The 12,814-nt window shown below is 46.5% G+C and carries 10 protein-coding genes; 1 reads left to right on the top strand and 9 read right to left on the bottom strand.

The window, feature by feature from the left end; all coding sequences use genetic code 11:
- Positions 1–55 precede the first annotated feature (55 nt).
- On the top strand, positions 56–835 hold the full coding sequence (locus tag MSG38_RS18135; protein ID WP_065676112.1) for a TSUP family transporter: 780 nt from the start codon (positions 56–58) through the stop codon (positions 833–835).
- On the opposite strand, the gene MSG38_RS18130 is transcribed toward MSG38_RS18135, so the two are convergent.
- The 9 genes from MSG38_RS18130 to gltB form a co-directional block, all read right to left on the bottom strand.
- On the bottom strand, positions 786–1,631 hold the full coding sequence (locus tag MSG38_RS18130; protein WP_017059296.1) for a LysR family transcriptional regulator: 846 nt from the start codon (positions 1,629–1,631) through the stop codon (positions 786–788). The two genes, MSG38_RS18135 and MSG38_RS18130, sit on opposite strands and share 50 nt — an antisense overlap.
- A 392-nt stretch (positions 1,632–2,023) precedes the next feature.
- Positions 2,024–2,602: a flavodoxin family protein gene (locus MSG38_RS18125; RefSeq protein WP_172380461.1), complete on the bottom strand. Its 579-nt coding sequence runs from the start codon at positions 2,600–2,602 to the stop codon at positions 2,024–2,026.
- Positions 2,603–2,844: 242 nt separating this feature from the next.
- Positions 2,845–3,462, bottom strand: a complete 618-nt coding sequence (locus MSG38_RS18120; RefSeq protein WP_248402360.1) for a TRIC cation channel family protein — start codon at positions 3,460–3,462, stop codon at positions 2,845–2,847.
- 74 nt (positions 3,463–3,536) lie between these two features.
- Positions 3,537–4,406, bottom strand: a complete 870-nt coding sequence (gene btuF / locus MSG38_RS18115; protein ID WP_081231285.1) for a vitamin B12 ABC transporter substrate-binding protein BtuF — start codon at positions 4,404–4,406, stop codon at positions 3,537–3,539.
- A 1-nt stretch (position 4,407) separates the two neighbouring features.
- A complete protein-coding gene (locus MSG38_RS18110; protein ID WP_248402359.1) occupies positions 4,408–5,361 on the bottom strand; it encodes a cobalamin biosynthesis family protein in 954 nt (317 codons plus the stop codon).
- Between the two features lie 10 nt (positions 5,362–5,371).
- Entirely contained in the window at positions 5,372–6,067 is a 696-nt protein-coding gene (mtnN, locus tag MSG38_RS18105) for a 5'-methylthioadenosine/S-adenosylhomocysteine nucleosidase (protein WP_012603226.1), read from the bottom strand.
- Positions 6,068–6,194: 127 nt separating this feature from the next.
- Positions 6,195–6,623 (bottom strand): DUF1499 domain-containing protein, encoded by a 429-nt coding sequence (locus tag MSG38_RS18100; RefSeq protein ID WP_248402358.1) that lies wholly within the window; start codon positions 6,621–6,623, stop codon positions 6,195–6,197.
- 177 nt (positions 6,624–6,800) lie between these two features.
- The gene (locus MSG38_RS18095) at positions 6,801–8,213 is read right to left on the bottom strand and encodes an FAD-dependent oxidoreductase (RefSeq protein ID WP_029405649.1); all 1,413 of its coding nucleotides are present in this window, start codon (positions 8,211–8,213) and stop codon (positions 6,801–6,803) included.
- Between the two features lie 16 nt (positions 8,214–8,229).
- Positions 8,230–12,693 (bottom strand): glutamate synthase large subunit, encoded by a 4,464-nt coding sequence (gene gltB / locus MSG38_RS18090; protein ID WP_248402357.1) that lies wholly within the window; start codon positions 12,691–12,693, stop codon positions 8,230–8,232.
- Positions 12,694–12,814 lie beyond the last annotated feature (121 nt).

The raw sequence follows: 12,814 nt of genomic DNA, 5'->3' as shown, positions 1-12,814 counted from the left end.
TCGTCTGCCGTGAGTGGTAACTTGTCGCTACACAGGACTTTAAGGCGTTGGGTATATGGAAATCACTCTAGAAATATTAGCTATCTTGTTTGTTGTTGCAACGGCAGCAGGCTTTATTGATGCAATGGCTGGCGGCGGTGGGTTACTGACTCTACCTGCATTGCTAGCGGCTGGAGTTCCACCAACGCAAGCATTGGCAACCAACAAACTCCAAAGCTCATTTGGCAGCTTCTCTGCGAGTTGGTATTTCGTGCGCAACGGTATTGTCAGTATCAAAGAGATGCGCCTTGCTATCTTTTGTACCTTTATCGGCTCTGCTATTGGTGCCGAGTTAGTTCAGCACATTGATGCGAGCCTACTGACCAGTGTTATCCCACTGCTGCTTATCGCTATCTCTCTCTATTTTCTGTTGGCACCGCAAACTAGAATATCTGAAGGAAAACAGAAGATCTCTGAGGCGATGTTTGCTCTGTGTATTGGCGGCGGCGTGGGTTTTTATGATGGCTTTTTCGGCCCGGGAACAGGTTCTATCTTTACCGTCTGCTTTGTTGCGATTGGTCACTTCTCGTTAGTCGATGCAACGGCACGTACTAAGGTTCTTAATTTCACTTCGAATATCGCAGCTTTAATCTTCTTTATTTTGGCTGGTTTGCCTATTTGGGAGTTGGGATTAGTGATGGCGGTCGGTGGATTTATGGGCGCTCAGCTTGGCGCTAAAGTGGTGGTGACAAAAGGGCAGAAATGGATTCGCCCCCTTGTGATCGTGATGTCGATGCTAATGGCGTCTAAACTGCTTTGGGAACAGCATCAACAATGGATTCTATCAGTGTTTTAACTCGTGGAGACTGGTAACTATTTGGTCTGACACAGATATGAATCGGCCGAATCAAGCCTGCTAATTCGGTGAAACTATACAGATATTGAGGCTCAATATTGAGTGTTTTTACGATAGAGAGCGGTATTAACGCTGGCCCAGTCCCGCCCAATGCAAGTTGAGCTGCTGCGGTGTAGGCATCCATCTCCATCAAGGGTTTGATACCAAACTTCTCTAATACAGAAAGTTGATAAGAATTGGCAGGATTGGTCATGTCGTTAGTGATGACCATTGGAGGAAGCTCCGTTAGCGGCGACTTGCTCACTATGTAAAACGGTTCATCAAACAGATGGAAGGTCATCAACCCATGATGCGGTGGCAGTAAGCCAGCACACAACCCCAAAGTCGCCTTGCCAGATTGCACTCGCTCTATGATTCTCGGTGTGTGGTTGGTGGTTATGGTGATGTATTTATCTTGCTGGATAAATTGGCCCATCATCTCACCTAAATAACCAGCTATCAGAGACTTAGAGCTATCTAGGGTGATAAGAGTGGTATCTTCCAACTCTTGCTGTTCATAAATAAGCCCGCGAAGTTCGTTGAATGTAGGGCCGATACTCTCGATTAATGCTATCGCATCTGGCGTGAGTTTTATCTGTCGGCCACTCGGTTCAATGAGCTTTTTACCTAGCTTCTTTTCTAAATTCGCAATTCGTTTGCTGACCGCTGATTGGCTGATATAAAGCAAACTGCCTGTGCGGCTCATGGTCTTTGCTTTACTCAATACCAGTAGAGTTTCGATTCCTTCGAGTAGCATTGGTTATATTCATGAAAGTTGGGAATGATTGTTTCAACTTACCTCAAACAACATTCATTCTCTAGGGCGTGTTGATCTTTCGAGCTGGTTTTTGCAGCGAGTTGCTGGGTATTTATACAAGGCAGAGGCTTTGATGTGTAGCTAGCCTACATGAGAAGCCGATAACGTAGTAGAAATGACCAGCAAACGCTGCCCGAAGGGGTCGGCTAAAAGCGTTTTACTCTTTGTTTAGGGAGATTTACTTAGAGTGACTAGGCTACTTCCCCCTCGCCGCGATTAAAACGCTTTTATCTCGAACAAAATTTAACCACGAAAGGTCAACACGCCCTAGTCTTGGGCTCATAGATATCAAACAAGCTAGGAGTTTTGAAGCTTGCCCGTTAGTTAATTAATTAGGCTTTTACTAGGTTTGCGATGCGCTGACCAAAATAGAAAGCAGTCTGAAGATCGTTACTGTTGATGTGATTGTTGGTGCTTTCCGCAGTCTCACCTTCACTGGCGACCAAACCAATGCTTGATCCTGTGCGATTCAGACCTAAGTCATCAATGTGCTTTGAGATATCAAGCCCGGCCCAAATCATGCCATGCTGACAAGCCAGAGTGAAAAAGCTCAACAAGGTTTGCTGCTGCTCACCGTTAAGGCTGCCGCCAGTGGTAAAGCCTGCTGCGAGTTTATTTCGCCATGCTTTCTTACAATAGGTATCACTGCTTGCATCCATAAAGCTCTTAAACTGCGCGGCTGGTGAACCCATATAAGTCGGGGAGCCAAAGATAATGGCGTCACAGCTGTCTAATGACTTGAGCTTATCATCATTGTCATACCTTCCTTCGACCACTTCAGAAGATAGCACTTCGACAAGGAGCACTGAGTTAGGTTGTTGAGTGTTAATGCCTTCAGCAATTGTTTCAGCAACTTGCTTAGTTGCTCCATTCTTAGAGAAGAAAACAATGCCCACTTTACCAATACTCATCTTGAACTCCCTTTTGCCAATGTTAGTAAATACATTTATTTATAAAGCTATTAGTTTATTAATATAGCCTGCGAATTAGATAAGTAAACAAAAAACATTACTAAGGTGTTGGCTAACGACCTTACTAAATTGAATGTTAGGAAAAGAAGGGATCTTTGAAGAGTGGAAATAGAGGGTATCAGTGATTTGAAACCGGATTAAAAAAGGCCCCTTTGCGGAGCCTTTCACTTTGTAACGATAGCTTATTTGATGGCGAAGGTCGGCAATGATAAATGCCAACGAATAGCGCCAAGCCTGATCAATAGCGTTGAGAATATGCCGGCCAGAAATGCAGTTTCTGAGTCGTGCCCCATGCTGATCGCCATGGTATGGAAAGCGCCACCAATAATACAAGCGGTCGCGTAGACTTCACTTCTTAAGATCATGGGCACTTCACGAGCAAGTACGTCACGGATAATACCGCCACCGCAACCGGTGATGACACCCATGATGATGGCCACTAATGCTGAATCTTGATAGATAAGCGCTTTTTCTACACCAATGCCAACAAACACCGCTAGGCCAATCGCATCACATACCGGCAATATCCACCAAGCAAGACGTTTCGGGCGTCTTACAATAATCATGGTCAGCAAACAGGTGATGATGATAACCCAAAGGTAGGTGGTATCGGTGATCCAAAACACGGGAGTTGCACCCAATGCCATGTCTCGAATTGTACCGCCACCAATTGCGGTAACACTACCTAGAACGGCGACGCCAAAGGGATCCATCTTAAGACGGCCAGCGACAAATACGCCTGAGACGGCAAAGATGGCAGTGCCAAATAAATCGATAATATAAAGCAGCATGGAGTCCATGATACTGGTGCTCTTATAGTTAAAATTGTAGGGACAGGTCGGTGGCGAATTGTACGAAAAAACGCAGCAAATAGTTAGTGATTTTGCCTAGCTCTATCGAAGAAATCGCACACTTGTTGGATCGCTTTCAAAGTTCTTGTTGTCGGGCGATTAATCCAGTCTGAATTGAGCGACCAAATCTGATTTTGAGCGACTGCTGGGATTTCATCTTCCCATGTTTGCCACATGGTTCCATTCTCAATCGCGTGCTGAGAAGTGAAGATCACTTGCGGTTTTCTTAATACAACTTGTTCAATACCAACTTGCGGATAAGGGGAGGCGCTGTCTTCAAAAATATTGTGTCCACCACAAAACTCAAACACCTCACTTGGCCAGTGTCCTTGAGCAACAGTGATGATCGGCTTTTCACTGAGTTGGTAGAAGTAGTTTACTGGCTCGGCATCTTTGTATTTTAGTCTCAACGCGTTGAGCTGCTCTCTGTATTGCTGAGCGTTATTTTTGCCAATACTTGGATCGCTAGCGTATTGGCTGAGTTGTTCAATATTAGTTGCGATACTGTCTAGGCTTTTGGTTTTGGAGTAGTAAATATTAAAACCAAATTGCTCTAGTTTCGCGAGCTCTCTGGGCGGGTTTCCGGCTGGCCACGCAAGAATCAAATCAGGCTGAAGTGCGATGATCTTTTCAACCTTGATGCCTTGATAGTTTGCTACTTTTTCGAGCTTGTCGGCTTGTGGTGGGTAATCACTTCGTTCACTTACGGCTACAAGGTTATTACCTAAACCAGCGCTGTACGCGAGTTCAGTGGCATGAGGAGCAAGGCTGACCACGCGTTGAGCCGGCTGTACTTTTTCTGGAGTCAGTGGTGCTTCTTCTGCAAATGATAAAGGCAGCCATAAGCTGGAAGACAAAATAGTAAGGCTTGTAACAAGTGCTGAAGGTTTCACTCTAAATCCCTTGGTGAATAATGAGTAAGACTAGGCTTTGTAAGAATATCCAGATAGCGATGCGGCCAAAAACCAGCTTTTGAACCTGAGACAAATGCAGGGCTGATGGAGCGATTCTGCCGCCTAATTTTGCACGAATGGCTTTGGTATTGTCGTAAATTGCAGGTCCGCCCAATGATAGCTCAAGCTTGTTGCCAACAGCGGTAACTAACCATGCTGGGCCGGGTAATGGCCAAGAACGACTCTGAACTATCATCATTTTAAATGTGTGCGTTGCTTTATCACCACATACGATCATCAAAGCAAATAAGCGCATGGGTATGAATTCTAGGATAGCGACAATCTTGATTGCCGTTGAGCCGAATGGAGAAAATCGTTTACGACTTGGTGACCACGCACGCGCTAACTCAACAATCAGGCGATACATTAAAGCGGCTATTCCACCACCAATGGCGTACCAAAACAACACACAAACCACATTACGAGCGTAACCCATGATGATGGTTTCAGCAGCGGCTTTACCTAGGCCAAGTGATGACAGTGATTCAGTTTGACGATTAACAATAGGAGCCAATAACTGACGAGCGGCCGCTTTATCTTCTCGGCCAAGTGCTTTGATCAGTTGGTTAGCCAGCTTTTCATTATTGCGCCAATCAATCGCGAGTAATAACAGTGCCAATTCAAACAGTTGAGATTGCCAAACCAATGGTTGCAGTGCTAATAGAATAACCAGAGTTGGCAGTACCATTAACCCCCAGGCTAATGTGCCTGAGATTAAACTTTGGGAATAGTTGTGGTTGTTATTAACCTTGCTTGCTAAAAGCTCAGCAAACTTATGCCATAAGGTTGTGGGGTGTGCGGCATGGGGGATAGGTAAAACCAAATGAAAAAGCAGTGCTCCCCACATCACAAGGAGCACGCCATTTGCAAATACCTGATCAAACAGTGTTTGCATGTCTAGTCGCTTACTTTAGTAGAGCAACCATCTTGATAACCATTTCAGAAGAGCTTTGTGCTGCTAGTGGCAGGAACTCTTCGAAGCTCATTGGTGATTCTTTGTCTGCAACATCAGAGATTGCACGAACAACCACGAATGGTACTTGGAATTGGTGACAAGCTTGAGCGATAGCCGACGCTTCCATCTCTACAGCAACAACAGATGGGAAGTGTTTGCGGATGAACTCTTGGCGTTCAGCTGTGCAAACAAATGCGTCGCCAGTACAGATAAGACCGCGAACGGCATGCTTATCTTCCATTTGTGCTAGAGCTTGTTCAGCAACAGCCATCAGTTTGTCGTCAGCTTTGAACGCTGCAGGTTGGCCTGCCATTTGGCCGATTTCGTAACCGAAAGCTGTAACGTCTGCATCGTGGTGACGAACTTCAGTTGAGATAACCACATCGCCAAGGTTCAGTGTTGAATCAAAACCGCCAGCAGAGCCCGTGTTAAGAACGACATCTGGTTGGTATTCGCTTAGTAGGATTGAAGTACCAACAGCCGCTGCTACTTTACCAATGCCAGATTGAAGCAAAACAACGTCAACACCATTTAGCTGACCAGAGAAAAAGGTACAACCGCCTTTATTAACTTCAGTAATGTCTGAAATTGCTGCTTTTAGGATCGCAACTTCTTGCTCCATTGCGCCAATGATGCCGATTTTCATGTGTAGTCTCTTAATAAATAATATTTAAACAGTAGAGCGAAATTGTAGCATGGATAAGAAGTGTCGAGCGACTGCCCTGAGGCACTTCTCATCCGAATAGCAGCGATTTATCTGCGTATTCTTTTATCTATTTGATTAGGCCTTCGCTTTTCAAGCTAGCACGAAGTTGTTCAGCTCGTTTTCGGTTTACGCCAAAATCAGAATGGCCAGTACGAGACTCTGAACGCACGATCAGTTTGCCATCCGTGATCTTAAGCTCTAAGTCATCGACAAAGCGCATGACGCGAGAGGTACATTCAACACGCAGATAATCTTCTGTTTTACTCGCGGTTTTCGACCCTGGTAAGGTTAGCGCAACCTGCTCAATCGCATCCAAGTTCGCTGAACCTGACAACTCAAACGCGGCCAATGCGTGCTGCTCACGGTCATCTTGAGTTGATACGCAGTTTGGTTTGTCTCCACAAGGTGATGAAGTTCTGTCTTTCATGTCCGTGATTCCTTGGCTGCAAGCGGTTAAAGTCAAAAGAGATAGAGAAAGGAGAGCGGCTTTTTTCATAGTGTTTCCTATGGCGTTGTTTTAATTTTAATTGTAGTTATAGGTGTTGGCTTGTTTGCGATTGTTTTACGTATTTTCGTTATGCTTGTGATAAACGTATCTAATTCAAAAAAGGATCCATCATTGGATCCTTTTTTTATAGTAACGAACTGAGTAATAAAGGAAACCTTAGATTAATCACACTTCTAGGTAATCCAATATCCCTTCTGCGGCTTTACGGCCTTCATCGATAGCGGTCACCACTAAGTCAGATCCTCGAACCGCATCACCACCTGCAAAGATCTTGCTGTTGGTGGTTTGGTATTGAAACTCTTGTTTGTTAGGAGCCTTGATGCGACCCCACTGATCGAGCTCCACACCGAAAGGTTCTAGCCATTCCATCGCATGAGGTTGGAAACCAAATGCCATGATAACGGCATCTGCTTCAAGAACATGCTCACTACCTTCTACAGGTTCCGGACGACGGCGACCTGCTTCATCAGGTTCACCCAAAGCGGTTTTCACGAATTTAACGCCAACCACATGACCAGCGTTGTTAAGCTCTAAGCCAATAGGTTGGAGGTTGAACTTGAACTTCACACCCTCTTCACGCGCATTCTTCACCTCACGGCGAGAGCCCGGCATATTGGCTTCATCTCGGCGGTAAGCACAGACAACATTAGCTGCATGTTGGCGAATCGAGGTTCGGACACAGTCCATCGCGGTATCACCACCACCGAGCACAACCACTTTTTTGCCTTTCATGTCGATGAATGGTGTTGGGTTATCCAGTTCCATGACCTTGTAGGTATTGGAAACAAGGAATGGCAGTGCATCATAAACGCCCGGTGCGTCTTCGTTATCTAACCCAGCACGCATGTTTTTATAGGTGCCGACACCCAAGAAAACAGCATCATAGTCATCGACCAGTTGTTGTAGTTGAACGTCTTTACCGACTTCGGTATTCATCTTAAATTCGACCCCCATACCGCTAAAGATACGGCGACGGTTTTCCATGATGCCTTTCTCTAGTTTGAACGATGGGATACCAAATGTGAGCAGGCCACCGATCTCCGGGTAGCGATCAAATACTACGGCCTTCACACCGTTTCGAACTAAGATGTCAGCAGCAGCAAGACCGGCAGGGCCTGCGCCAATGATTGCGACCTTTTTGTCGGTCCACTCGACATGCGACATGTCTGGTTTCCAACCCATCTCGAACGCTTTGTCATTGATGTATTTTTCAATGTTGCCGATGGTTACTGCGCCGAAATCGTCGTTGAGGGTACAAGAGCCTTCACACAAACGGTCTTGAGGACAAACTCGTCCGCAAACCTCAGGCAAGCTGTTGGTCTGGTGAGACAGTTCAGCCGCTTCGATAATGCGCCCTTCATTGGCAAGCTTGAGCCACTGAGGGATGTAGTTGTGGACTGGACACTTCCATTCACAGTAAGGGTTACCACAGTCTAAACAGCGATCAGCTTGCGCCTTGGCTTGCTGTTTAGTGAAAGGTTCGTAGATCTCTACAAACTCAATCTTACGTATCTTGATTGGTTTCTTCGCTGGGTCTACGCGATTCACATCAATAAATTGGTATACATTCTGGCTCATTATTGGCTCCTTCCAATTATTGCGCTTGAACACGAAGTTCAGCAGAGCTACGGCTTTGGTGACCGAGCAAGGTGTTAAGATCCGCCGTCTTTGGCTTCACTAGGTAGAACTTCGGAATCCATTCATCAAAGTTCGCCAGAATAGCTTCTGCGTGTACTGAGCCAGTCTCTTCTAAGTGCTCTGCAATCAGGCCGCGTAGATGTTCTTGGTGGATAAATAGATCAGACAGAGAAAGAGCTTCGACCGATTCGTTGTTCACTCGGCCTTGGAAGTCCTCGTTCTTATCCATCACATAAGCAAAACCACCCGTCATACCGGCACCGAAGTTCACTCCGGTTGCGCCAAGAATGGCAACAATACCGCCCGTCATGTATTCACAGGCGTTGTCACCCGCACCCTCAATCACCGCAACCGTACCTGAGTTACGTACACCAAATCGTTCGCCTGCAGTACCGGCAGCAAATAGCTTGCCTCCGGTTGCGCCATACAGACAAGTGTTGCCTATGATGGTCGCTTCGTTACAAGTAAAGGCGGTGCCTTGGTGAGGCTTGATAACCACCTTGCCGCCAGCCATGCCTTTGCCTACATAGTCATTGGCATCACCCGTTAGGTAAAGCTCAACGCCGCCTGCGTTCCAAACCGCAAAAGACTGACCTGCGGTACCGTCGAGATATAACTTGATTGGTGAACCTGCCATCCCTTGGTTGCCGTATCGCTTAGCAATTTCACCAGAGATACGAGCGCCAATCGAGCGGTCTGTGTTGATCACGTTGTAGTAAAGGCTGGTGGATTGACGTTTCTCAATTGCATCGAGTGCATCATCAAGGATCTGTTGGTTGAGTTGCGCCTTATCAAATGGTGCGTTTGGCTCGGTCCAAAATAGTGGGTGACCCTCTGGAGAAACTGGAGCTTCGAGTATTGAAGATAGATCGAGTTTGCTCTGTTTCGCAGTGAGGCCTTGAACGGCTTCAAGCAAATCAGTACGACCAATCAGGTCTGTAAGTTTTTCTACACCAAGCTCTGCAAGGTATTGGCGAACTTCATCGGCTAGGCCAGTAAAGTAGTTCACCACCATATCCGGCAGACCTTTGAAGTATTCGCGGCGCAGCGTTTCATCTTGAGTCGCCACACCCGTTGCACAGTTGTTGAGGTGACAAATGCGTAGGAACTTACAACCCATTGCGACCATTGGTGCGGTACCAAAGCCAAAGCTTTCAGCACCTAAAATCGCCCCTTTAATCACATCAAGACCGGTTTTCAGACCACCGTCGACTTGTAGACGGATCTTATGACGAAGGCCGTTAGCAACCAGTGCTTGTTGAGTTTCGGCTAAGCCTAGTTCCCAAGGGCAACCTGCGTATTTCACCGAAGTTAGTGGGCTTGCCGCGGTACCACCATCGTAGCCAGAAATGGTAATCAGATCGGCATAAGCTTTTGCTACACCTGTCGCGATAGTACCGACACCCGGTTCAGATACTAACTTCACTGAAACCAAGGCGTTAGGATTCACTTGCTTAAGGTCGAAAATCAGCTGAGCCAAATCTTCGATTGAGTAGATATCGTGGTGCGGAGGAGGGGAGATCAGAGTGACGCCTTGAACTGAGTATCTCAGCTTAGCGATTTCTGCCGTCACCTTATGACCTGGCAGTTGACCACCTTCTCCGGGCTTCGCACCTTGCGCGACCTTGATTTGCAGAACATCTGCATTGGTCAAGTAATGTGGAGTTACGCCAAATCGACCAGACGCTATCTGTTTGATGCGTGAGTTACGATCGGTACCAAAGCGTCGTGGATCTTCACCACCTTCACCAGAGTTTGAGTAACCACCCAAACGGTTCATCGCCATAGCCAGTGCTTCATGCGCCTCTGGGCTTAGAGCACCAATCGACATCGCTGCCGAGTCAAAGCGTTTAAACAGATCGCTGTTAGGCTCGACTTTCTCTAGTGGTAGAGGCTTATCGGCTTTTTTGAGGCTCATTAAGTCGCGTAACATCGCGGCTGGACGAGCATTTACTTGCTTAGCAAAAGAGAGATAATCCGATGTCTCACCTGTTTTTACTGCAGTTTGCAGAGTGCCAACCACATCAGGGTTATAGGCGTGATATTCGCCGCCGTGTACGTATTTGAGTAAACCACCGTGCTCGATTGGCTTACGCTTAGTCCAGGCTTTACGAGATAAATTATAGATATCTTGCTGGAAATCGCTAAAGCTTGCGCCTTGGATTCGAGTGGTAACTCCGCGGAAACAGAGCTCAACAACATCGGAATGAAGGCCAACGGCTTCGAAAAGCTGTGAACAGCGATAAGAGGCAATGGTTGAAATACCCATCTTCGACATGATCTTGTACAGACCTTTGTTGATGCCGTTTTGGTAATTTTGCATTGCGGCACGATAGTCTTTATCTAAAGAGCCATCATCCAACATTTTACCTAACGCTTCATAAGCGAGGTATGGGTAAACCGCGGTTGCACCGAAGCCAAGCAGCACAGCAAATTGGTGTGGGTCGCGCGCAGTTGCGGTTTCAACCACTATGTTGGCATCACATCGTAGGTTGTTGTCAGCAAGTCTGGTTTGCACTGCACCGACAGCCATCGCTGCTGGAACTGGCAGTTTCCCTTTTTCTAAACCTTTGTCTGAAAGCACAATTAGCACAGTACCATCACGCACTTCTTGAACCGCACGATCACACAAGTCATTGATGGCTTGTTCGAGATCTTGCTGAGCCGGATCGTAGTGTAGGCTTAGAATCGTGTGACCATAGTGTTTTTGATTTAACTGCAGAAGTTGCTGCATGTCAGAGTAGAGAAGAACGGGCGAATTAAATGTCACACGATAGGCGTGACCATCTGTTTCGCAGAACACATTCATCTCTTTACCGATACTGGTCGCTAAAGACATCACGTGTTTTTCACGCAATGGGTCGATCGGCGGGTTGGTGACCTGTGCAAATTTCTGACGGAAATAATCAGTGATGAGACGCTCTTTAGAAGAGAGTACGGCCATTGGCGTATCATCACCCATCGATCCAACCGCTTCTTGTCCCATATCACCGAGCACACGTAGTACTTGGTCTGATTCTTCGTTGCTCATCGCAAACTGTTTTTGGTAGGTCTTGAGCGTGTCATCATCAAAGCTGCGCTTACCGACTTGCTCATCGGGCAGATCGGAAAACGGTGTGAGTTTGTGAACGTTCTTTTCCATCCACTCTTTATAAGGGTGGCGACCTTTAAGGTCATTGTCGATCTCGTTAGATTGCCACAATTTACCGCGGCGCGTATCTATGACGAGCAATTCACCAGGGCCGACACGACCTTTTTCTGCAACTTCATCCGGTGCGTAATTCCAGATACCGACCTCAGATGCTAGCGTGATTAAGTTGTCTTTGGTAATCACATAACGCGCAGGACGCAGGCCATTTCTATCTAGGTTACACGCAGCGTAACGACCATCTGAAAGTACGATACCAGCAGGACCATCCCACGGTTCCATGTGCTTGGAATTGAAGTCGTAAAAGGCACGCAGATCTGGGTCCATGTCTGGGTGATTTTGCCAAGCAGGCGGAACAAGCATACGCATCGCTCGGAACACATCCATACCACCGGCAAGGAACAGGTCGAGCATGTTATCTAGGCTTGAAGAGTCTGAACCTGTTTCATTCACAAAGGGTGCTGCGGTTTGTAAATCTGGCAGCAACGGCGAAGAGAATTTATAGGCACGAGCCTTAGCCCACTGACGGTTACCTTCAATAGTATTGATCTCACCATTGTGCGCTAAATATCGGAATGGTTGAGCCAGTGGCCAACGTGGCTGAGTATTGGTTGAGAAACGCTGGTGGAACAGACATATCGCAGATTCCATGCGTAAGTCAGCAAGATCGAGGTAAAATCGCGGAAGATCGGCCGGCATACATAGACCTTTGTAAACCATGACTTGTGTCGAAAGGCTACAAATATAGAAATCTTTGTCTTCGGTGATCTGTTTTTCAATTCTACGACGAGCGATATAAAGGCGTCGTTCAATATCCCGTTCACGCCAGCCAGCGGGAGCTGAGATAAAGACTTGCTGAATATTGGGAACCGAATCTTTGGCAATCGGGCCTAATACGTCGGTGTTGGTCGGCACTACGCGCCAACCTGCAACCGTTAAGGTCTCTTGAGCGAGCTCTTTATTGACGATGTCTTGCGCGGATTGCGCTTTGATTGGATCTTGGCTGAAGAAAATCATGCCGACAGCGTATTGCTTACCGAGCTTGAAGTTATTCTCTTCTGCAATAATTCTAAGATAAGAGTCTGGCTTCTGTAGTAATAAGCCACAGCCATCCCCGGTTTTACCATCCGCAGCGATACCACCACGGTGTGTCATGCGATCTAGGGCTGAAATAGCAGTTCTTACCAACTTATGACTAGGTTGGCCTTCCATTTGCGCTATTAAACCAAATCCACAGTTGTCTTTTTCAAGACTAGGATCATATAGAGCCATTGCAATTCTCCCTTTTGCTTCTCTGTCATCCAGACAGTAAATGACTAACTATTCATATACTTGTTGTTTTTTATAAACTGATAGTTTGCTTTAGCCAGTTAAAACGTTATTGGTTGTGTTA

Origin of the sequence: Vibrio sp. 1CM24A, assembly GCF_023161725.1 — a bacterium.
GTDB lineage: Bacteria > Pseudomonadota > Gammaproteobacteria > Enterobacterales > Vibrionaceae > Vibrio > Vibrio coralliirubri.
The sequence above is the reverse complement of the archived record's forward strand: the minus strand, read 5'-3'. Positions and strand labels throughout refer to the sequence as shown.